This window comes from Nocardioides sp. dk884, from assembly GCF_009557055.1.
Lineage (GTDB): Bacteria > Actinomycetota > Actinomycetes > Propionibacteriales > Nocardioidaceae > Nocardioides.
Genome location: NZ_CP045649.1, coordinates 2,175,001 through 2,195,523, shown reverse-complemented (window position 1 = coordinate 2,195,523; position 20,523 = coordinate 2,175,001). Strand labels below are relative to the sequence as shown.

Annotated in this window: 18 protein-coding genes; 9 read left to right on the top strand and 9 right to left on the bottom strand. The window is 72.2% G+C overall.

The annotated features are described in order from the left end of the window. The first annotated feature begins 21 nt into the window (after positions 1–21). On the top strand, positions 22–1,257 hold the full coding sequence (locus tag GFH29_RS10645) for a cytochrome P450 (RefSeq protein WP_153323485.1): 1,236 nt from the start codon (positions 22–24) through the stop codon (positions 1,255–1,257). 87 nt (positions 1,258–1,344) lie between these two features. Here GFH29_RS10645 and map read toward each other — a convergent pair whose 3' ends face one another. The 4 genes from map to GFH29_RS10625 all read right to left on the bottom strand — a co-directional run bounded on the left by map (position 1,345) and on the right by GFH29_RS10625 (position 5,382). Next, positions 1,345–2,112: a type I methionyl aminopeptidase gene (gene map / locus GFH29_RS10640; protein WP_153323483.1), complete on the bottom strand. Its 768-nt coding sequence runs from the start codon at positions 2,110–2,112 to the stop codon at positions 1,345–1,347. Between the two features lie 77 nt (positions 2,113–2,189). Continuing rightward, positions 2,190–3,353 carry a thiolase domain-containing protein gene (locus GFH29_RS10635; protein WP_153323481.1) on the bottom strand — a complete coding sequence of 388 codons (1,164 nt, stop codon included), beginning with the start codon at positions 3,351–3,353 and terminating at the stop codon, positions 2,190–2,192. Position 3,354: 1 nt separating this feature from the next. Next, complete coding sequence (locus GFH29_RS10630; protein ID WP_153323480.1) at positions 3,355–4,407, bottom strand: thiolase domain-containing protein; 1,053 nt, start codon at positions 4,405–4,407, stop codon at positions 3,355–3,357. A gap of 15 nt (positions 4,408–4,422) precedes the next feature. Beyond that, positions 4,423–5,382: a Zn-ribbon domain-containing OB-fold protein gene (locus GFH29_RS10625; RefSeq protein WP_153323478.1), complete on the bottom strand. Its 960-nt coding sequence runs from the start codon at positions 5,380–5,382 to the stop codon at positions 4,423–4,425. 59 nt (positions 5,383–5,441) lie between these two features. Here GFH29_RS10625 and GFH29_RS10620 point away from each other — a divergent pair, with 59 nt between their 5' ends. Next, positions 5,442–6,485, top strand: a complete 1,044-nt coding sequence (locus tag GFH29_RS10620) for an LLM class F420-dependent oxidoreductase (protein ID WP_153323476.1) — start codon at positions 5,442–5,444, stop codon at positions 6,483–6,485. A 55-nt stretch (positions 6,486–6,540) separates the two neighbouring features. Beyond that, entirely contained in the window at positions 6,541–8,133 is a 1,593-nt protein-coding gene (gene fadD8, locus GFH29_RS10615) for a fatty-acid--CoA ligase FadD8 (protein WP_153323474.1), read from the top strand. 13 nt (positions 8,134–8,146) lie between these two features. Here fadD8 and GFH29_RS10610 read toward each other — a convergent pair whose 3' ends face one another. Beyond that, positions 8,147–9,031, bottom strand: a complete 885-nt coding sequence (locus tag GFH29_RS10610; RefSeq protein WP_153323472.1) for an aldo/keto reductase — start codon at positions 9,029–9,031, stop codon at positions 8,147–8,149. Between the two features lie 197 nt (positions 9,032–9,228). Between GFH29_RS10610 and GFH29_RS10605 the strand changes: the two genes are divergently transcribed. Beyond that, complete coding sequence (locus GFH29_RS10605) at positions 9,229–9,774, top strand: TetR family transcriptional regulator (protein ID WP_153323470.1); 546 nt, start codon at positions 9,229–9,231, stop codon at positions 9,772–9,774. Between the two features lie 15 nt (positions 9,775–9,789). Next, on the top strand, positions 9,790–11,028 hold the full coding sequence (locus GFH29_RS10600; RefSeq protein ID WP_153323469.1) for a hypothetical protein: 1,239 nt from the start codon (positions 9,790–9,792) through the stop codon (positions 11,026–11,028). Positions 11,029–11,224: 196 nt separating this feature from the next. Here the strand turns inward: GFH29_RS10600 and GFH29_RS10595 are convergent, their stop codons facing one another. Then, positions 11,225–12,040, bottom strand: a complete 816-nt coding sequence (locus GFH29_RS10595; RefSeq protein ID WP_153323467.1) for a crotonase/enoyl-CoA hydratase family protein — start codon at positions 12,038–12,040, stop codon at positions 11,225–11,227. 45 nt (positions 12,041–12,085) lie between these two features. Here GFH29_RS10595 and GFH29_RS10590 point away from each other — a divergent pair, with 45 nt between their 5' ends. Together GFH29_RS10590 and GFH29_RS10585 are read left to right on the top strand one after the other, a co-directional pair. Continuing rightward, the gene (locus tag GFH29_RS10590; RefSeq protein ID WP_153323465.1) at positions 12,086–13,753 is read left to right on the top strand and encodes an acyl-CoA synthetase; all 1,668 of its coding nucleotides are present in this window, start codon (positions 12,086–12,088) and stop codon (positions 13,751–13,753) included. Further along, a complete protein-coding gene (locus tag GFH29_RS10585) occupies positions 13,753–14,850 on the top strand; it encodes an NAD(P)H-dependent flavin oxidoreductase (RefSeq protein ID WP_153323463.1) in 1,098 nt (365 codons plus the stop codon). The genes GFH29_RS10590 and GFH29_RS10585 overlap by 1 nt, the downstream gene beginning before the upstream one ends. Positions 14,851–14,865: 15 nt before the next feature. On the opposite strand, the gene fadD1 is transcribed toward GFH29_RS10585, so the two are convergent. The 3 genes from fadD1 to GFH29_RS10570 form a co-directional block, all read right to left on the bottom strand. Beyond that, positions 14,866–16,464 carry a fatty-acid--CoA ligase FadD1 gene (gene fadD1, locus GFH29_RS10580; protein WP_153323461.1) on the bottom strand — a complete coding sequence of 533 codons (1,599 nt, stop codon included), beginning with the start codon at positions 16,462–16,464 and terminating at the stop codon, positions 14,866–14,868. A 125-nt stretch (positions 16,465–16,589) separates the two neighbouring features. Continuing rightward, positions 16,590–17,702, bottom strand: coding sequence for an acyl-CoA dehydrogenase family protein (locus GFH29_RS10575; protein WP_153323459.1), 1,113 nt, complete (start codon positions 17,700–17,702; stop codon positions 16,590–16,592). A 38-nt stretch (positions 17,703–17,740) separates the two neighbouring features. Next, positions 17,741–18,928: an acyl-CoA dehydrogenase family protein gene (locus tag GFH29_RS10570; protein ID WP_153323458.1), complete on the bottom strand. Its 1,188-nt coding sequence runs from the start codon at positions 18,926–18,928 to the stop codon at positions 17,741–17,743. A 122-nt stretch (positions 18,929–19,050) separates the two neighbouring features. On the opposite strand from GFH29_RS10570, the gene GFH29_RS10565 reads away from it, so the two are divergent. After that, entirely contained in the window at positions 19,051–20,184 is a 1,134-nt protein-coding gene (locus GFH29_RS10565) for a Rieske 2Fe-2S domain-containing protein (RefSeq protein ID WP_153323456.1), read from the top strand. 5 nt (positions 20,185–20,189) lie between these two features. Beyond that, the gene (locus GFH29_RS10560) at positions 20,190–20,492 is read left to right on the top strand and encodes a hypothetical protein (RefSeq protein WP_153323454.1); all 303 of its coding nucleotides are present in this window, start codon (positions 20,190–20,192) and stop codon (positions 20,490–20,492) included. The last annotated feature ends 31 nt before the right edge of the window (positions 20,493–20,523 follow it).

The following is a 20,523-nucleotide window of genomic DNA, read 5'->3' as shown; positions in this document are numbered from 1 at the left end:
AGCGGAGGAAGATCCTGAGCCATGAGCGCCGTCCTGCCTGAGGGGTTCGACCCCACCGACCCGTTCGTCCTCGAGCGGGGGGTGCCGCACGAGCAGCTGCGGCTCCTCAGGCAGGAGGCGCCGGTCGCCTGGATCGAGCAGTCGCCCGGCGCGTACGACGGGATGTCGGCGGAGTCCGGCACCGGCTACTGGGCGCTGACGCGGCACGCCGACGTGGCGGCGGTGTCGAAGAACAGCAAGGACTGGTCGAACGCCGAGAACGGCGCGATCGTGCGCAACACCGCCGGGATGCAGCGCGAGCAGGTCGAGCTGCAGCGGGTGATCATGATCAACCAGGACCCGCCCGAGCACACCACCACCCGGCAGATTGTGTCGCGGGCCTTCACCCCGCGCTCCATCGGCGAGCTCGAGGACGTCATGACCCGCCGGGCGCACGACATCGTGGCCGCCGCGCGCACCGCCGGCGGCGGCAACTTCGTGGAGCAGGTCGCGGCCGAGCTGCCGCTGCAGGCGATCGCCGACCTGATCGGCGTGCCGCAGGAGGATCGCCGCAAGCTGTTCGAGTGGTCCAACCAGATGCTCGCCGGCGACGACCCGGAGTACGCCGGGAGCTCGGAGGTGGCCGCGGCGGAGATCCTCGGCTACGCGATGCTGCTGGCCGCCGACCGGACCGCGCACCCGCGCGAGGACCTGATCACCAAGATGGTCAACGCGCACAAGGGGGAGCGGGGCCTCAACGACGACGAGTTCGGCTTCTTCGTCATCCTGCTCGCGGTCGCCGGCAACGAGACCACCCGCAACGCGATCGCCCACGGGATGGCCGCGTTCCTCGACCACCCCGAGCAGTGGCGGCTGTGGTGCGAGGAGCGCCCCGCGACCATGGTCGATGAGGTGATCCGCTGGGCGACGCCGGTCACGGTCTTCCAGCGCACCGCGCGCCGCGACCTCGAGGTGCGCGGCGTACCGATCACGACGGGGCAGCGGGTCGCGCTGTTCTACGCCAGCGCCAACTACGACGAGGACGTCTTCGACGTCCCGTACCGCTTCGACATCACCCGCGAGGTCAACCCGCACCTCGCCTTCGGCGGGCACGGCGCGCACTACTGCCTGGGCGCCAACCTCGCGCGCCAGGAGATCCGACTGGTCTTCGAGGCACTCGCCGAGCAGGTCCCCGACATCACCCGCGCCGGACCCGAGCGCCGGCTGCGCCACGCCTGGGTCAACGGGCTCAAGGACCTGCCGGTCCGCTACGCCTGAGCGGACAGCGGTGCTCCGCAGCCACCGGGCGGCTGCGATCCACCGCCATCCCGGGGGAGCGAGGCAGGCGAGTCGGCGGGCGAGCGGTCAGTCGCGCGCGGTGAGGACGAGCGGGCCGTCGTCGGTGATCGCGATGGTGTGCTCGGAGTGGGCGCCGCGGGAGCCGTCGGCGGAGCGGAGGGTCCAGCCGTCGGGGTCGGTGTAGATCTCGTCGGTGGTGTGCAGGAACCACGGCTCGATCGCGATGACCAGGCCGGCCTGGAGCTTCAGGCCGCGCCCGGCGCGCCCGTCGTTGGGCACGTGCGGGTCGCCGTGCATGGTGCGGCCGACGCCGTGGCCGCCGAACTGGGTGTTGATCGACAGCCCCTCGCCGCGGGCCACCTCGGCGATCGCGGCGGAGATGTCGCCGAGCCGGTTGCCCACGCGCGCGGCGTCGATGCCGGCGGCCAGGGCGCGCTGGGTGGTGTCGATCAGGCGCAGGTCCTCCTCGCGCGGGGTGCCGACGACCACGCTGAGCGCGGAGTCGGAGACCCAGCCGTCGACCGCGGCGGCGAAGTCGACGGAGAGCAGGTCGCCGTCGCGCAGCGCGTAGTCGTGGGGGAGGCCGTGCAGGACGGCGTCGTTGACCGAGGTGCACAGCACCTTGCCGAACGGCGAGGCACCGAACGAGGGGTGGTAGTCGAGGTAGCAGGACTCCGCGCCGCGCTCCTTGATCATCTCGTGGGCGACCCGGTCGAGGTCGAGGAGGTTCACGCCCACGTCGGCGACCTCGGCGAGGCGGGTGATGACGTCGGCGACGAAGCGGCCGGCGGGCTTCATCTGCTCGATCTGGGCGGGGGTGCGGAGCTCGATCACCCTACGAGCCTAGGTCCCGGGGCCGCGTCGCGCACAACGCCCTCGGCCCCGGGACCCCGCGTCCCGGGGACCGCGGCTCAGGAGGTCGGCTTCTCGCTGCCGACCACCCACATCGAGAAGAACTGCGAGCCGCCGCCGTAGGCGTGGCCCAGCGCACGGCGTACGCCGTCGACCTGGTGCTCCCCGGCCGCCCCGCGCGCCTGGAGCGCGGCCTCGCCGAAGCGGAGCATGCCGGAGGCGCCGATCGGGTTCGACGACAGCACGCCGCCCGAGCAGTTGACCGGCAGCGACCCCGTCATCGCGGTCTCGCCGGACTCGGTGAGCTTCCAGCCGCTGCCGACCTCGGCGAACCCGAGGCTCTCCAGCCACATCGGCTCGAACCACGAGAACGGCACGTAGATCTCGGCGGCGTCGATCTCGGTGAACGGGTCGGTGATGCCGGCCTGCTTCCACAGGTGCGCCGCGGCGTCGCGGGAGGCCTGCGGGTTGACCTGGTCGCGCTCGGCGGCGCTGGTCGCCTCCGAGCGCATCACGGTGCCGTGGATCCAGGCCGGGTTCGGCGAGGCCTGCGCGGTGTCCTCATCGACGATCACCAGCGCGCACGCGCCGTCGGAGGACGGGCAGGTCTCGTCGTAGCGGATCGGGTCCCACAGCATCTGCGAGGCCAGCACCGACTCCACGGTGGTGTCGGGGTTGCGCAGGTGGGCGTAGGGGTTCTTGAGCGCGTTCTGCCGGTCCTTGGCCGCCACGACCGCGCCGATGTGCGTGGGCGCGCCGGAACGCCGGATGTAGGAGCGCACGTGCGGGGCGAAGTAGCCGCCCGCGCCGGCGTGCACCGGCATGTTGAACGGCACCGGCACCGAGAGCGCCCACATCGCGTTGGACTCCGACTGCTTCTCGAAGGAGACCGTCAGCACTCGCCGGTGCACCCCGGCCTGCACGAGGGAAGCGGCGACGATCGCGGTCGAGCCGCCGACCGAGCCCGCGGTGTGCACCCGCAGCAGCGGCTTGCCGGCCGCGCCGAGCGCCTCGGCGAGGAAGAGCTCGGGCATCATCACGCCCTCGAACAGGTCGGGTGCCTTGCCGACCACGATCGCGTCGATGTCGTCGAGCCCGATCCCGGCGTCGAGCAGGGCGCGGTCCATCGCCTCGCGGCACAGGCCGGCCATCGAGACGTCCAGGCGCTTGGCGCGGTGGTGGGTCTGTCCGACGCCGACCACGGCTGCTGGCAGCTTGCCCATCTCAGGCCCGTCCTTCCATCACGCACACGAGGTTCTGTTGCAGGGCCGGGCCGCTGGTGGCGTGGCCGAGCACCTTGTCGGCGCTGCCGTCCCAGACCCGACGAGCGGCCTCGCCGATGCGGATCAGGCCACCGGTGAACATCGGGTTCCCGGCCAGGGGGCCGCCGGAGGGGTTGATCGCCACGTCGTCGCCGAGCGCGAGCTCGCGGCGCAGCACCAGCTCCTGGTGGCTGAACGGCGCGTGCAGCTCCGCCACCTCGACCCCGCCGAGGTCGCAGCGGGCCGCGGAGGCGGCTGCCGACGGCGCCCGGGTCAGGTCGCGGGTGCCCATGCTGAGCGCGTCGACGTACGTCGCGATGCCGGAGATCCACGCCGGCCGCTCGGAGACCTCGCGGGCCCGGTCGTCGGCGGCCAGCACGATCGCGGCCGCACCGTCGGTCACCGGGGCGCAGTCGTGCTTGCGCAGCGGGTCGGCGTACACCGGGCGGGCGAGCAGGTCCTCGACGCTGGAGCCGCCGCTGCGGATCGCGTGCTCGTTCTTCTCCGCATCCGTCAGCGAGCGGTGGGCGACCTCGGCCATCGCCCGCTCGTCCCACAGCCCGGCGTCGATGCCGGCGCGGGCCTGGAGGCCGGCCAGCGACACGGTGTCGGGCCACAGCGGGGTCATCGTGTAGGGGTCGAGCTGCAGCGCCAGGGTGCGGCGCAGCAGGCCGGCGGAACTCTTGCCGAACCCGTAGACCAGGGCGGTGTCGACCTCCCCGGTCTGGATCTTCAGCCAGGCCTCGTAGAGCGCCCAGGCGGCGTCCATCTCGACGTGGGACTCGTTGACCGGCGGCATCACGCCGATCGCGTCGACGGCCGAGACGAACGAGAAGGACCGCCCGGCGAGGTAGTCGGAGGACCCCGAGCACCAGAACCCGATGTCGCGGCGCGTCCACCCGGTCTGGGCGTAGCACTCCGCGAACAGCGGGACCAGCAGCTCCACGCAGTTCGGCGACCCGTCGAACTCCTTCATCTGCCGCTGGGCGAACCCGACGACGGCGACGTCTCTCATCAGTTGCTCGCCCTCTCAGAGGTGGTGCTGGTAGGTCTCGTAGGCCGCGTCCGGCTCACCGGTCGGCGCGAAGTGGCTGATGTTCTCGATGGTCGTGCCCCACTCCTCGCGGGGCTTCCAGACCGCCTTGACCCGCATGCCCATCCGGACCTCCTCGGCCGGGATGTCGAGGATCAGGTGCAAGAACGCGATGTCGGCGCCGTCGAGCAGCACGTACGCCGAGACGTACGGCGGCTTGATGCGCTGGCCCAGGAACGGCACGTTGACCACGCAGTACGTCGTGACCGTGCCGGTGTGCGCGAGCTCGACCTCGTCGGTGGTCGGGGTGCCGTCGGCGGGGCAGGCCGGCCGCGGCGGCACGTAGACCTTCGAGCAGGTCGGGCAGCGCTGGGCCACGATCCGCCCCTCGGCGAGGCCGCGGTAGAACGCGGACTCCTCCGGCGAGGCGGCATACATGTAGTCCAGGGCGACGGGCGTGATCACGCCGGTCACCGGGTCCATCTCGGCGGCCGGGGCGGGCTGCGCGGTGCCGCTGGCGGCGTCGGCGGCGGGTTCGAAGCACGCGATGTCGGTGACCGCGCCGACGCGGTCGTCGGCCCAGCGGACCCGCACGCGCATGCCGGTGCTGACCTGGTCGGGGGACTCGACGTCGAGGGCGTGCAGGAACGGCGCGTCGGCGCCGTCGAAGCGGACCAGCACGAAGGCGAAGGGGCGCTGGAGCGGCTGGCCGGCGACCGGCTCCGGGACCCAGGTCCACGACGTCACCGTGCCGGTGGGGGCGACCTCGACGAACTCGGTGACCGGGTCGTGGGTCACCGGGTCGTACTCCGGGGGCGGGACGACCACCCCGGCGCTGGTGCGGCCGCCGATCACCTGGGCGTCGCGCAGCCCGGTGAGGAAGCGGCCGAGCACGGGACCGGTGGAGCGGGTGTAGTCGAAGGCGACGGTGACGGGGGCTGACAGGGTGCGAGCCATGGCGCTGAAACTAGAACAGGTTCTATCGCGCTGACAAGGGGTCTGCCATGGTGTGCGCCATGAAACTTGGACTGCAGCTGGGTTATTGGGGCGCGCAGCCCCCGCAGGGCGTCGGTGAGCTCGTGGCCGCCGCCGAGGAGAGCGGCTTCGACGCGATCTTCACCGCCGAGGCGTGGGGGTCGGATGCGTTCACCCCGTTGGCGTGGTGGGGTCGCGAGACCTCCCGCGTCCGGCTCGGGACCTCCATCGTGCAGATGTCCGGTCGCACGCCGACCTCGATCGCGATGCACGCGCTCACCCTCGACCACCTCAGCGGCGGCCGGGTCGTGCTGGGTATGGGCGTGAGCGGGCCGCAGGTCGTCGAGGGCTGGTACGGCGCGCCGTTCGCCAAGCCGCTCGCGCGCACCCGCGAGGTCGTCGACATCATCCGCCAGGTGCTGGCCCGGGAGGCGCCGGTGACGAGCGCGGGCCCGCACCACCCGCTGCCCTACGACGGGCCGGGCGCGGTCGGCCTGGGCAGGGCGCTCAAGCCGATCGTGCACCCGCTGCGCGCGGACCTGCCGATCTGGCTCGGCGCCGAGGGGCCCAAGAACGTCGCGCTGACCGCGGAGATCGCGGACGGGTGGATCCCGATCTTCTACACCCCGAAGTCGGCCGGGATGTACCAGCCCTGGCTCGAGGAGGGCTTCTCCCGCCCCGGCGCCCGGCGCACCCGCGCGGACTTCGAGATCGCGGCGACCTGCCACCTCCAGGTGGTCTCCTCGGCCGCGGAGAAGGCCGCCGCGCTCGACGCGATGCGCCCGTTCGTCTCGCTCTACATGGGCGGGATGGGCGCGAAGGAGGCGAACTTCCACAAGGAGGTCTTCGTGCGGATGGGCTACGCCGAGCTCGCCGACGAGGTCCAGCGCCTCTATCTGGCGGGGGAGAAGGACCGGGCGACCGCGCTGGTCCCCGACGAGCTCGTGGACGACATGCACATCATCGGCACGGCGGCGGAGGTGCGCGAGAAGGTCGCCCAGTGGGAGGAGACCGGCGTGACCACCCTGCTGCTCAGCTGTCGCTCGCCCGAGGAGGTGCGGGCCGTGGCCGAGCTGCTCGCCTGAGCGTGGCGGCAGGTCGCGCTGGCGCCGTACTGGAACGCGTTCTAGTCTCGGCGCCATGAGCGACGAGATCCGGACCGGCACCCACAACGGCCACCTGATGGTGGCGGCCCTGCGGCGACACCGGCGCAGCGCCGTGATGCACCTCGGCGACTCGACGCTCACCGGCGGCGAGGTCGCGGAGCGGATCAGCCAGTACGTCCAGGCCTACGAGGCGCTGGGCGCCGGCCGGGGCACCTCCGGGGCGCTGCTCGCGCTGAACCGGCCCGAGGTGCTGTTCATCCTGGGCGCGGGGCAGACCCAGGGCTACCGGCGCACCTCGCTGCACCCGCTCGGCTCCCTGGAGGACCACGCCTACGTCATCAACGACGCGGAGATCACCACGCTCACGATCGACCCGGTGCCGATGTTCGTCGAGCGCGCCCTGGGGCTGCTCGAGCGCTGTCCGAAGCTGGAGAAGGTGCTGACGATCGGGCCCGTGCCGGACGCGCTGGCCCACGTCGGGCACGACCTGAGCGCGGCTGCGGCGGCGTACGAACCGCGGCCGCTGGAGGCCGCGACGCTCGCGCACGACCACATCGTCTCGATCACCTACACCGGTGGCACCACCGGCAAGCCCAAGGGCGTGGTCGGGACCGCGCGCGGGATGCACGCGATGACCCAGGTGCAGATGTCGGAGTGGGAGTGGCCGGAGGCGCCGCGCTTCCTCATGTGCACCCCGCTGTCACACGCCGGCGCGGCGTTCTTCGTGCCGACCGTGCTCCAGGGCGGCTGCCTCCACGTGCTGGCGAAGTTCGACCCCGCCGAGGTGCTGCGCACGATCGAGGAGCAGCGGATCACGGCCACCATGCTGGTGCCCTCGATGCTCTACGCGCTGCTGGACCACCCTGACTCGCGCACCCGCGACCTGTCCTCGCTGGAGATCGTCTACTACGGCGCCTCCGCCATCAACCCGGTGCGGCTGCAGGAGGCGATCGACCGCTTCGGGCCGATCTTCGCGCAGTACTACGGCCAGTCCGAGGCCCCGATGGTGATCACCTACCTGGCCAAGGCCGACCACGTCAGCGGTGACGAGCGACGCCTCGCGTCGTGCGGGCGGCCCTCTGCGTTCCTGCGGACCGCGCTGCTCGGCGAGGACGGGAAGCCGGTCCCGACCGGGGAGCCCGGCGAGATCTGCGTCGCCGGGCCGTTGCTGGCCGACGGCTACTGGAACCTTCCCGAGGCCACCGCGGAGACCTTCCGTGACGGCTGGATGCACACCGGCGACGTCGCCCGCGAGGACGAGGACGGCTTCTGGTACATCGTGGACCGCACCAAGGACATGATCGTCACCGGTGGTTTCAACGTGTTCCCGCGCGAGGTCGAGGACGTCGTCGCCGAGCACCCCGCGATCGCCCAGGTCAGCGTCATCGGCACCCCGCACGAGAAGTTCGGCGAGGCCGTCACCGCCGTGGTCGTGCTGCGCGAGGGCCACGAGCTGAGCGACGAGGTGGTCGCGGAGATCCAGCAGCTGGTCAAGGACCGCAAGGGCTCCGTGCAGGCGCCCAAGCAGGTGATCGCCACCGACGCGCTCCCGCTCACCGGCCTCGGCAAGCCGGACAAGAAGGCGCTGCGCGCGTCGTACTGGACCGGCGATCGCGCGATCGGCTGATGCGTACGACGGCTCAAGAGGCGTCGAGGCGCGCCACCTCGTCGGGGCTGAGCTCGAGGTCGGCGGCGGCCGCGGAGTCGCGGATCGACTCCGGTCGCTTGGCGCCGGGGATCGGGATCACCCGCGGGGACTGGGCGAGCTCCCAGGCCAGCGCGACCTGCTGGGCGCTCACCCCGCGGGCGGCGGCGACCTCGGCGAAGGCGGGGTGCTTCTCGGCCATCGCCTTCGCGTCCCCGAGCCCGCCCAGGGGGCTCCACGGCAGGAACGCCAGGCCCAGCTCGTCGCACACGTCGATCTCGGGCGCGCTGGAGCGGAACGCGGGGGAGAACTGGTTCTGCACGCTGACCAGCGAGTCGCCGAGCACGGCGTGCGCCAGCCGGATCTGCGCCGGGTCGGCGTTGGACAGCCCGACCATCGCGACCTTGCCGGTGTCCGCGACCTGCTTGAGGGTGCCGAGCACCTCTTCGTAGGGCACCTTCGGGTCCGGGCGGTGGTGCTGCCACAGCGCGATCTGCTCGACGCCCAGGCGCTCCAGGCTCGCGTCCACCGCGTAGTGCAGGTGCTCGGGGGAGGAGTCCAGCGCCCACGCGCCGCCACCGGCGCGGACGTGCCCGGCCTTGGTGGCCAGCAGGACCTGGTCGCGCACGCCGAGCTCGTCGAGCAGCGAGGCGATCAGCAGCTCGTTGGCCCCCTGCGCGTCGGCGCCGAGCTCCTCGCCCCAGCCGTAGGCGTCCGCGGTGTCGAACAGCGTGACGCCGGCATCCAGCGCGGCCCGGACGGTGGCGAGCAGCTGCTCGCGGGGCTGGGCGCCGGACTGGTCGAACGTCATCAGACCGAGACCGATGGCGCCGACCTCGTTCCGGCCGACGGTGTCGTTGCCCAGGGTCCGTGTGTGCATGGGGGCATCGTTCCACCGGGTGCAAAGCCGGTTGGCCGGTGTTGCGCACACAACCGCGCAATTGCGCGGAAAAGCACCTGTTTCGGGCCGCGGCAGGTGCCAATCCGCGCAATTGCGGAGTTACGCGCAACCCACCGGCACCCACCGCGACCCGCCGGCGGGGCCGGCACCGGCGAGCGTCTCGCTAGCCTCGCCCCGTGAGCCGCACCAGGGACGCCATCGCCACCGAGGCGCGACGCCAGTTCATGGCGCAGGGCTACGCCGCGACGTCGGTGCGCGCGGTCGCCGCCGCGGCCGGCGTCGACCCGGCACTGGTGATCCGGCACTTCGGGTCCAAGGAGCAGCTGTTCCTGGAGACCGTGGCGCTCGACGGCCCGTTCTCGCCGGTGCTCGACGGACCGCTCGAGGAGCTGGGCGAGCGCTTGGTCGCCCTGGTGCTCGACGAGCGGCTCTCGGGCGTCCTGCGCACGCCGTACCGCGCGATGATCCGGGCCAGTGACAGCGCGGCCGTGCGCGAGCGCCTGCTCGCCGCGATGAGGGCGACCCTGGCCGGGCCCCTTGCGGCACGGCTGGCCGGCCCGGACGCCACGCTGCGGGCCCACCTCGTCGCCGCCCAGGTCGGCGGGCTGCTCGAGGCCCTGGTCATCCTGGAGGACCCCGCGGTGACCGACGCGGACCCGGTGCTCGTCGCCCGCCACTACGGCGCCGCCCTGTCAACACTGTTGACACCGGAGCCCGGCTAACCCACGATCAGCCGCATGCCCAGCCGGTACGCCGACCTGTCCCGCGACGAGCTCGCCGTGCTCGTGCCCGAGCTGCTGTTGATCGGACAGCTGATCGACCGCTCCGGGATGGCCTGGTGCATCAGCGCCTTCGGACGCGAGGCGATGGCACAGATCGCCATCGAGGAGTGGGCCGCCTCCTCGCCGATCTACACCCAGCGCATGCAGCACGCGCTCGGCTACGCCCCCGAGCCCGGCGAGGGCGACGTGGTGACGATCTTCAAGGGCCTCCAGCTCGACATCGGCGCGCCGCCGCAGTTCATGGACTTCCGCTACACCGTCCACGACCGGTGGCACGGCGAGTTCCACCTGGACCACTGCGGCGCGCTCATGGACGTCGAGCCGATGGGCCCCGACTACGTGCGGGCGATGTGCCACGACATCGAGGACCCCACCTTCGACGCCACCGCCGTAGCGACCAACCCGCACGCCCAGGTGCGCCCGCTGCACCGCCCGCCGCGCGTCCCCGCGGACCGGCGCCCGCACTGCGCGTGGACGGTGCGCATCGACCCGGCGCATCCGCCGGTGACCGCGATCGCGCAGTGCGCGGTGATCGGCCGCAGCCACGCCGCGCGACTGGTGCTGGACCCGATCGACCCCGCCGACGAGGGGCTCGCCGACTACGCCGGCCCGCTGCTCGCGGACCTGGACTTCACCCGGTTCTCCCGCTCGGCCCTCGTGCGGATCGCCGACGAGGTGTGCGTGCAGATGCACCTGCTCAACCTCGCCTTCACCCTGGCCGTCCGCGCCCGGGCCGGCGAGGACGCCGACCTCCTGCGCACCATCACCACCCGGCAGCTGACCGGCATCGCCGGCGTCGCCGCCACCCGGCTCCACCGCGCCCTCGACCTGCCCGACGGGGCGGCCGGCGCGCTGCGGGTGCTCGAGCTGCACCCGCTGCTCAACCCCGCGGCGTACGTCGACGCCTCGTTCGCCGCCGACGAGCTGCGCGTGCGGCCGTCCGCCGCCACCCGGGACGGCGCCTGGATCACCCGCTGCGGGCCGGGGTCGACCGCGCCGCTGCAGGCGATCGTGCAGGCGGTGGACCCGCACCTCGACGTGGAGGTCGCCGGCACCGACGAGGACTGGGTCGCCCGGCTCCTCGTGCGTGAGCAGCCGGCTCCGGTGGCCGACGAGGTCGCCGTGACCCGGTTCAGCACCGGCGCGGACTTCGCCTTCGAGCCCCGGCGCTCGCTGCCGATCACCCCGGTCTGACCCGGCCCACCGAGCTGCCTGGGACTGGGCGGTCCACTTACCCCGTCGGCGGCCCATGGCCTGAGGGCGCGGATCGCCGGGGGTTACGGCCTTTTCCGCGCAATTGCTGGGAAAAGCACCTGCCACGGCGCAAAACCGGTATCAATCCCAGCAATTGCGCGGAAAAACACCGACACCGAGAAACCCCCCGACCGGCTCAGCGGCCGGTGAACCGCGGCGAGCGCTTCTCGGTGAACGCGCGCGGGCCCTCCTTGGCGTCGTCGGAGGCAAACACCGCGGCGCCCACGCGGGCGTCGTCGGCCCAGCACTCGTCCTCGTGGCGCCCCTCGGAGTCGCGCATCGTGCGCAGGATCGCCTGCACTGCGAGCGGGCCGTTGGCACAGATCTGGTCGGCGAGCTCGTGCGCCTTCGCGAGCGCCTGCCCGTCCGGGACCACGTGCCCGATCAGGCCGAGCTCCTTGGCCTCGGGGGCGAGGATGTGGCGCCCGGTCAGCAGCAGGTCGGCGGCGACGGTGTAGGGGATCTGGCGCACCAGGCGCACCGCCGAGCCGCCCATCGGGTACAGGCTCCAGCGCGCCTCGGAGATGCCGAACTTCGCGGACTCACCGGCCACCCGGATGTCGGTGCCCTGGAGGATCTCGGTGCCGCCGGCGATCGCCGGCCCCTCGACCGCGGCGATCAGCGGCTTGGTCAGCCGGAAGCCCTTGAGCAGGCCCTTGATCACCGTGGGGTCGTACTCCCCGGACTCGAAGCTCTCCGACGGCGGCTTGGCCGACATCGACGTCAGGTCCGCGCCCGCGCAGAAGTAGCCGCCCGCGCCGGTGAGGATGCAGACCCGGATGTCCTCGTCGGTGTTCACCCGGTCCCAGGCCTGCTCCATGGTCGCGAGCATCTCGCCCGAGAGCGCGTTGCGCCGCTCGGGACGGTTCATCGTGACGATCAGCTTGTGGCCGTCCTGCTCGACCAGGCAGTGCGGGGCGCCGGTCGCGGACGAGTTCTGGGTGGCTGTCATGGCGGGATGCTAGCCAAGAACAAGAACGTGTTCTAGTCTCCGGGCGTGGCCCTGAACATCGCTGACCTCTTCGAACACGCGGTCGACGCCGCGCCCGACAACCGCGCCGTGCTGGTGGGGGACCGCATGGTCACCTTCGCGGAGCTGGAGGTGGAGGCCAATCGCCTCGCGCACCACCTCCGCGACCACGGCATCGGCGTGGGCGACCATGTCGGGATCTATGCCAAGAACAGCATCGAGCACGTGGTGGCGGTGCTCGCGGTCGTCAAGCTGCGCGCCGTGTGCATCAACGTGAACTACCGCTACGTCGAGGCCGAGCTGGACTACCTCTTCGACAACGCCGACGTCGTCGCGCTGATCGTGGAGCGCAGCTACGCCCCGCTGGTGGCGGCGACCTTCCCGCGCCACGACCAGCTGCGCCACGTCGTGGTGATGCCCGACGTGCTCGAGCCCGACGACGACAGCGACGTCTCCGCGTTCGGCGGGGTGCTGTGGGACGACGCGCTCGCCGGGCAGAGCACCGAGCGCGACTTCGAGGAGCGCAGCGCCGACGACCTGCACATCATCTACACCGGCGGCACCACCGGGTTCCCCAAGGGCGTCATGTGGCGCCACGAGGACTTCTGGCGGGTGCTCGGCGGCGGCATCGACTTCTACACCGGCCAGGTCCTCGGCGAGTTCGACCAGTCCGAGCAGGCGAAGTCGCCGGGTCGGATGGTCACCTTCCCGCTCAGCCCGCTGATGCACGGCGGCGCCCAGGCCGGCCTGCTGATGCACCTGTTCGCCGGGCACCTGACGATCCTGGAGCCCCGCTTCGACCCGGCGCGGACCTGGCAGATCATCGACCGCGAGAAGGTCCAGCTGATCTTCATGACCGGCGACGCGATGGCCCGGCCGCTGATCGAGGAGTACGAGCGGCAGGCCGCCACCGGCGCGCCGTACGACGCCTCGGGGCTGTTCGCGATCAGCAGCAGCGCCGCGATCTTCAGCCCGCCGGTCAAGGAGCGCTGGATCGCCGCGCTGCCGGACGCGATCTACACCGACTCGGTCGGCGCCTCGGAGACCGGCTTCCAGGGCATGGGCATGCAGGACAAGGACAACATCAGTCCCGACGGTCCGGTCGTGGCCCTCGGCCCGAACAGCGTCGTGCTCGACGACCAGAACCGGGTGCTCGACCTGGCCACCAACGTCGGCAAGGTCGGACGCCTGGGCCGCGGCGGCTCGGTGCCGGTCGGCTACTACAAGGACCCGGTCAAGTCCGCGGCCACCTTCCTCGAGGTGGACGGCGAGCGCTACTCGGTGCCCGGCGACTTCGCCCGGATCGAGACCGGCAACCGGGTGACCATGCTCGGGCGGGGCTCGAACTGCGTGAACACCGGCGGGGAGAAGGTCTATCCCGAGGAGGTCGAGATGGCGATCAAGCGCCATCCGGCGGTGTACGACGTCCTGGTGGTCGGGGTGCCCGACGAGACCTACGGGCAGGCGGTCGCCGCGGTCGTGGAGCTGCGCGAGGGCACGAGCCTCGAGCTCGAGGACCTGCGCGGGTTCCTGCGCGAGCACCTCTCCGGCTACAAGCTGCCGCGGGCGATGGTGGTCGTGCCCGAGATCCCGCGCAACGCGACGGGCAAGGCGCAGTACCCGCGCGCCAAGGAGATGGCCCTTGCCGACCGGGCGGCGGCCGCCGCCCCCACGACCACGGAAGCGAGCGCCTGATGCGTACGGCACTGTGCGAGCAGTTCGGGATCGACTACCCGATCTTCGCCTTCACCCCCTCCGAGCACGTCGCCGCCGCGGTCTCGCGCGCCGGCGGGCTCGGCGTGCTGGGCTGCGTGCGGTTCAACGGCACCGAGGAGCTCGAGAAGACGCTCTCGTGGCTGGACGACAACACCGACGGCAAGCCCTACGGCGTCGACATCGTGATGCCGATGAAGGTGCCCACCGAGGGCACCTCGGTCGACCTCGGCGCGATGATCCCCGAGGCGCACAAGCGCTTCGTGGATGACACCTTGCGCAAGCTCGGCGTACCCCCGCTCGCCGAGGGCGAGGGGCGCGAGGGCGTGCTCGGCTGGCTGCACTCGGTGGCGCGCTCGCACCTCGACGTCGCGTTGAACCACCGGCCGGTGCTGATCGCCAACGCGCTCGGCTCGCCGCCCAAGGACGTCATCGACAAGTGCCACGAGCACGGCGTCAAGGTCGCCGCGCTGGCCGGCGCGGCCAAGCACGCGCTGAGCCACGTCGCGAACGGCGTCGACCTCATCGTCGCCCAGGGCCACGAGGCGGGCGGCCACACCGGCGAGATCGCCTCCATGGTGCTGACCCCCGACATCGTCGACGCGGTCGGTCCGGACGTGCCCGTGCTCGGGGCCGGCGGCATCGGCTCCGGACGGCAGGTGGCGGCGTCCCTCGCCCTCGGCGCGCAGGGCGTGTGGACCGGGTCGATCTGGCTCGGCACGACCGAGTACCAGAACCTCCAGGGCAGCCCCGGCTGGACCGAGGCGTTCACCCGCGCGACCTCGGCCGACACGGTCCGCACCCGCATCTACACCGGCAAGCCCGCGCGCCTGCTGAAGACGAAGTGGACCGAGGCCTGGGCCGAGGAGGGTGCTCCCGACCCGCTGCCGATGCCGCTGCAGAACCTGCTGGTGGCCGAGGCGCACAACCGGATCACCGCCTCCGGCGACCCGGACGTCATCTCGATGCCGATCGGGCAGATCGTCGGCCGGATGAACGAGGTCCGACCGGTCGCCGAGGTGATGGCCGACCTGGTCGCCGAGTACGACGCGACGGTCGCCCGGCTCGCCAGCCTCTGAGCCGCCGCTGCCGGCTCAGCCGACGGCCGACACCGGGTCGTCGGCGGGCCGGTAGCGCCGGCTGCGCTCCTCGCGCACCCACAGCACGCCGTCCCCGGCGATCGCGCCCTGGGCCGCGAGCTCGCGCTTGAGCACCTTGTTGGTCGCCGTCGACGGCAGGTCCGAGGCGATCCGCACGTAGCGCGGCCAGGCCTTGGGGGACAGGTCGGCCTGGGCGGCGAGGAACCCCTCGAGGTCCGCCGGGGTGAGCGTGGCCTCGTCGCGCAGGACGACGGCCGCCATCACCTGGTCGCCGACCTGGGCGTCCGGCACGGCGTACACCGCGACCCGGCTGAGCACCTCCAGGCGCATCAGCACCCGCTCGATCGGCGCCGCAGCGAGATTCTCCCCGTCCACGCGCATCCAGTCGCCGGTCCGCCCGGCGTGGTAGATCCAGCCGTCGGCGTCGCGGTAGCCGAGGTCCCCGGACCAGTACATGCCCTCGCGCAACCGGTCGGCGTTCGCGGCCGGGTCGTTGTAGTAGCCCTGGAAGTAGCCGCCGCCCGTGGTGTTGACGATCTCGCCGATCGCCTCCTCGGGGTTGAGCAGCGCGCCGTGCTCGTCGAAGACCGCCCGCGGGCACTCCTGGCGGGTACGGGAGCTGTAGATCGCCACGCCGTCCGCCGGCATCCCGATCGAGCCCGGCGGGGTGCCGGGCTCCCGGGTGATGGTGACCGCCAGCTCGGTGGAGCCGAAGCCGTCCCACACCACGCAGTCGAAGCGGCGCGCGAACTCCGCGATGTCGCGGTCGCTGCCCTCGTTGCCGAACGCGACCCGCAGCGGGTTGTCGGCGTCGTCGGGCTGCTCGGTGGTCGCGAGCACGTAGGCCAGCGGCTTGCCGACGTAGTTCATGTACGTCGCGCCGTAGCGACGCACGTCGGCGAGGAACTGCGAGGCGCTGAACCGCGCGGGCGCCATCGCCGCGCCGCCGCACAGCGCCACCGACCAGCCGGCGAGCACCGCGTTGGAGTGGAACAGCGGCATCGAGAGGTAGCAGGTGTCGGCGTCGGTGATCTCGTACTTCTGGGCCAGCATCAGCCCCGCGAAGAGCACCGTGATGTGGCCGACCTGCACGGCCTTGGGGTCCCCGGAGGTGCCGGAGGTGAAGATCAGCATGAAGGTGTCGCTCGCCGTGACCTCGCGCAGAGCGGTGAGCGGGCCCGCCGCCCCGGCCAGGTCGGCGTACGCCGGGGTGTCGACGTCGATCACCCGCACCGCCCCGAGGTCGAGGCCGTCGAGCAGCGGCAGGTGCTCGGCGTCGGTGAGCAGCACCTGGCAGTCGGCCCGGCGCACGTCGGCGGCGAGGCCCTCGCCGCGGCGGGTGTCGTTGATGCCGGCGAGCACGTAGCCACCGAGTCCGGCTGCGGCCATCGCACGGAGCATCTCCGGGCCGTTGCCGAGCAGGGTGCCGACGTGCGGCGGCCGGGCGTCGTCGAGCAGGTCGATCATCGCCGCCGCCTCCGCGGCTGCCTCGGCGAGGTGCTCGCGCCAGGTCCAGGTGCGCTCCTCGTGCCGCACGCCGACCGTGTCGACCTCGAGGAGCTCGCGCAGCCGCTGCTGGACTGTCTCGGCCATGGTGGGTCCTCCCGCGGGTCGGCACCTGACACGCGTCAGGTTGTGGTGCGGATCACACCATGCCTGGGCGCGCTTGCCAAGCACCTGCGGGACGCGCCCTGCGTCGGCCGAGCGCGTCGAGGCGCCTAGACCGGCTCGGCGGCCAGCGTCCGCCCGATGCACAGCGCCTGCTCGGTGGCCCCGCCGTGCACCAGCTCCAGGCGCTTGGCGTGGGTGAAGTAGCGGTGGGTCTCGCCGTCCAGGTCGATCCCGACGCCGCCGTGCACGTGCACGGCGGTGTGTGCGAGCCGATGGCCCGCGTCGGCCGCCCAGAGCTTCGCGGCGGCGACCTCGGTGGTGACCGGGAGCCCCTCGGCCAGGCGCCAGGCGGCCTGCCACAGCATCAGGCGCTGCCCGAGCACGTCGATGTAGCCGTCCGCGAGGCGTTGGCTGACCGCCTGGAAGGTGCCGATCGGGCGGCCGAACTGCTCGCGCGTCCCGGCGTACGCCGCGGTGAGGCGCAGCGCCCCCTCGGTCACGCCGAGCTGCTCGGCGCAGACGGTGATCGTGACGAGGTCGTGCAGCCGCGCGGTGGCGCTGCCGTCCGGGGCGCCGAGCAGCCGCTCCGGGCCGAGCACCACGTCGGCGAGCTCGATGCGGGCGACCGGGTCGCCGTCGGAGACCGTCTGGACCACCAGGGTGACCCCGGCGTCGTCGGGGCGCACCAGGAACACCGCCGGCCCGGACGGGCTCGAGGCGGTGACGAGCAGGCCGTGGGCCAGGGTGCCGGCGCCCACGACGGTCTTGGTGCCGGTGACGCGATAGCCGTCGCCGTCGGCGCGGGCGGCGGTCGTGGGGTGCTGCGGCAGGCTGCTGCGGTCCTCGGCGGTGGCGGCGGCAAGCACCCGCTCACCGCTGGCCGCGCCGGCGAGCCACTCGGTGCGCTGCGCGGGCGTGCCGAGCTCCGCCAGGAGCAGGCTGGCGGCGCCGTGCGCGGCGAGCGGCACCGGGGCCACCAGGCGCCCGGCCTCCACGAGCACGCGGCACAGCTCGACGAGGCCGAGCCCCGCCCCGTCGTGCTCCTCGGGCAGCGCGAGCCCGATCAGACCCGCGTCGCCGAGGGCTCGCCACAACTCGGCGTCGAAGCGCTCACCGGAGCGCTCGACGGCCTGCAGGCGCGCCGGGGTGGCGTGGTCGCCGAGGATCCGGGCGGCCAGGTGCGCGGCGTCGTCCTGCTCGGCGGTGAAGGAGTAGTCCATGTCGTCGTCCGTTCGGTGGGGGGCTCGTCGGCGCGCGGTCAGCGCTTGGCGGCCGGCAGGCCCAGGCCCACGTAGCCGATGATGTCGCGCTGGATCTCGTTGGTGCCGCCACCGAACGTCATCACCAGCGAGGAGCGGTGATAGCGCTCGAGGCGCCCGGCGAGGACCGCGCCCTCGGAGTCGGCGCGGACCGCGGCGTTCGGGCCGACGATCTCCATCAGCGCCCGGTAGACCTCGGTCGCGAGCTCGGATCCGTAGATCTTGGTCGCCGACGCCTCGGCGGGGGAGAGGTCCACGCCCCGGTCGGCGTCGGAGGCGAGCTTGAAGTTCAGCTGGGTCAACATGTCGACACGGGCGTGGGCGCGCCCGAGCGCGACCTGCACCCACTCGGTGTCGATGACCCGCTGGCCGTCGGGGTTCTTGGTCTCCTGCGCCCACTGCCGCACCAGGCGCAGCGACTGCACCAGCGGGGCGGAGGAGGTCAGCGCGACCCGCTCGTGGTTGAGCTGGTTGGTCATCAACGACCAGCCGCCGTTGAGCTCGCCGACCAGGTTGCCGACCGGCACCCGCACGTCCTGGTAGTACGTCGCGCTGGTGCTCACCCCCGCGACCGTGTGCACCGGCGTGTAGGAGAACCCGGGCGCGTCGGTCGGGACCAGGATTATCGAGAGCCCGCGGTGGCGCGGCTGGTCGGGGTCGGTGCGGCAGGCCAGCCAGATCCAGTCGGCGTACTGGATCAGCGAGGTCCACATCTTCTGTCCGTTGATCACCCACTCCTCGCCCTCGCGGGTCGCACGGGTGCGCAGCGAGGCGAGGTCGGTCCCGGACTCCGGCTCGGAGTAGCCGATGGAGAAGTGCAGGTCGCCGGCGAGGATCCGCGGCAGGAAGTACTCCTTCTGCTCCGGCGTGCCGTAGCGCATGATCGTCGGCCCGACGGTGTTCAGCGTCAGGTACGGCACCGGTACGCCGTGGTCGGCGGCGACGTCGGTGAAGATCAGCTGCTCGACCATCGAGCGCGCCTGGCCGCCGTACTCCTCGGGCCAGCCGATGCCGAGCCAGCCGTCGGCCCCGAGCTGGCGGATCACGGACTTGTAGACCTCGGTGTCGCCGAACTCGCCGGAGGCGGTGGCCAGGCCGGCGCGCACCTGCGGGGTCACGAGGGCGGAGAAGTAGTCCGCGAGCTCGGCGCGCAGCGCGACGTGCTCGGGGTCCAGGGCGAGATGCATCGGGGCTCCCAGGGGGCAGACGGGTGTCGGAGGCCGCCACGACGTCGTCGGGGGTGTGGCCTCACCACCGGAAAAACTATAACCTGTTCTTGTTTGGGTCCAGATCCCACCCGGAGGACGTCATGAGCGAGACCGCCACCACCGCCCGGACGCTCGACCTGGGCACGCCACCGGAGCGGTTCGCCCGCGGCTGGCACTGCCTCGGGCTCGCCTCGACGTTCGCCGACGGCAAGCCCCACGGGATCGAGGCGTTCGGCACCAAGCTCGTCGTCTGGCGCGACAGCGCCGGCGAGATCAAGGTCCTCGACGGCTACTGCCGCCACATGGGCGGCGACCTCACCCAGGGCAGCGTGAAGGGCGACGAGGTCGCCTGCCCGTTCCACGACTGGCGTTGGGGTGGTGACGGCAAGTGCAAGTCGATCCCGTACGCCCGCCGGGTGCCGCTGCGCGCCCGCACCCAGCACTACCCGGTCGTGGTGCGCAACGGGCAGGTGCTGATCTGGCACGACGTCGAGGGATCGGCACCCGATGAGTCGATCCTCCCGCCGGTGCTGCCCGGCGTCGGCACGGAGGCCTACACCGACTGGTTCTGGAAGGTGGTGCCGATCGAGGGGTCGAACTGCCGCGAGCTCATCGACAACGTGGTCGACATGGCGCACTTCTACTACGTGCACCTGTCGTTCCCGACGAGCTTCCGCAACGTCTTCGAGGGCACGGTGGCGACCCAGTACATGGCCTCCAAGGGCCGCCCCGACGTGAGCGGCGGCTACGGCGCCCCGGAGCTGTTCTTGAAGTCCGAGGCCACCTACTTCGGGCCGTCGTACATGATCAACTGGCTCGAGGTCGACTACAAGGGCTTCCTCACCGAGGTCATCCTCATCAACTGCCACATCCCGACCGGCCCGGACTCCTTCACGCTGCAGTACGGCATCACGGTGAAGAAGCCGGAGGGCCTCGACGAGGCGTCGGTGGCCTACATCGGCCGCAAGTACGCCGAGATGTTCGGCGACGGGTTCCTCCAGGACGTCCACATCTGGAAGAACAAGGTGCCGGTGCAGAACCCGCTCCTGTGCGAGGAGGACGGCCCGGTCTACCAGCTGCGCCGCTGGTATGAGCAGTTCTACGTCGACCGGGCCGACGTCGCACCGGAGATGGTCGAGCGCTTCGAGTTCGAGGTCGACACCACCAAGGCCAACGAGTACTGGCAGGTCGAGGTGGCCGAGAACCTCGCCCGCCAGGCCGCGGCGGGGTCCTGAGCCCGGTGCCCTCCTTCGTCCCGCGCGACCCCGAGACCCTCGAGGACCAGCGCCGCTACACCGGCGCGCGCCTGGTCGAGGTGTCCTGCCTGGACTGCCTGACCACTGTCGCGGTCAAGAAGAACAGCGAGCACCACACCTCGATCCAGTGGTACGGCGACGCGCGCGACCAGTGCCCCGAGCTGCGCCGGGTGCCTGAACCGGAGCGGGCCCGGTCGCTGCACCGCGGCTGTCCGCGCCTGCTCGCCGCCATCGACGGCGCCGCTCTCGATGGGCGGATCCAGATCGGGGCCGAGGACGGCTACTGAGGCATCCTGTCCCGGTCGGCGCCGCACCGCT

Excerpts from the sequence above, each read along its gene's own strand:
- GFH29_RS10595 (WP_153323467.1), bottom strand. The coding sequence starts at position 12,040 with ATGACAGCCACCCAGAACTCGTCCGCGACCGGCGCCCCGCACTGCCTG.
- GFH29_RS10565 (WP_153323456.1), top strand. The coding sequence starts at position 19,051 with ATGAGCGAGACCGCCACCACCGCCCGGACGCTCGACCTGGGCACGCCA.
- GFH29_RS10570 (WP_153323458.1), bottom strand. The coding sequence starts at position 18,928 with ATGCATCTCGCCCTGGACCCCGAGCACGTCGCGCTGCGCGCCGAGCTC.
- GFH29_RS10625 (WP_153323478.1), bottom strand. The coding sequence starts at position 5,382 with ATGGCTCGCACCCTGTCAGCCCCCGTCACCGTCGCCTTCGACTACACC.
- GFH29_RS10600 (WP_153323469.1), top strand. The coding sequence starts at position 9,790 with ATGCCCAGCCGGTACGCCGACCTGTCCCGCGACGAGCTCGCCGTGCTC.
- fadD1 (WP_153323461.1), bottom strand. The coding sequence starts at position 16,464 with ATGGCCGAGACAGTCCAGCAGCGGCTGCGCGAGCTCCTCGAGGTCGAC.
- fadD8 (WP_153323474.1), top strand. The coding sequence starts at position 6,541 with ATGAGCGACGAGATCCGGACCGGCACCCACAACGGCCACCTGATGGTG.
- GFH29_RS10645 (WP_153323485.1), top strand. The coding sequence starts at position 22 with ATGAGCGCCGTCCTGCCTGAGGGGTTCGACCCCACCGACCCGTTCGTC.
- GFH29_RS10630 (WP_153323480.1), bottom strand. The coding sequence starts at position 4,407 with ATGAGAGACGTCGCCGTCGTCGGGTTCGCCCAGCGGCAGATGAAGGAG.
- GFH29_RS10610 (WP_153323472.1), bottom strand. The coding sequence starts at position 9,031 with ATGCACACACGGACCCTGGGCAACGACACCGTCGGCCGGAACGAGGTC.
- GFH29_RS10620 (WP_153323476.1), top strand. The coding sequence starts at position 5,442 with ATGAAACTTGGACTGCAGCTGGGTTATTGGGGCGCGCAGCCCCCGCAG.
- GFH29_RS10585 (WP_153323463.1), top strand. The coding sequence starts at position 13,753 with ATGCGTACGGCACTGTGCGAGCAGTTCGGGATCGACTACCCGATCTTC.
- GFH29_RS10635 (WP_153323481.1), bottom strand. The coding sequence starts at position 3,353 with ATGGGCAAGCTGCCAGCAGCCGTGGTCGGCGTCGGACAGACCCACCAC.
- GFH29_RS10575 (WP_153323459.1), bottom strand. The coding sequence starts at position 17,702 with ATGGACTACTCCTTCACCGCCGAGCAGGACGACGCCGCGCACCTGGCC.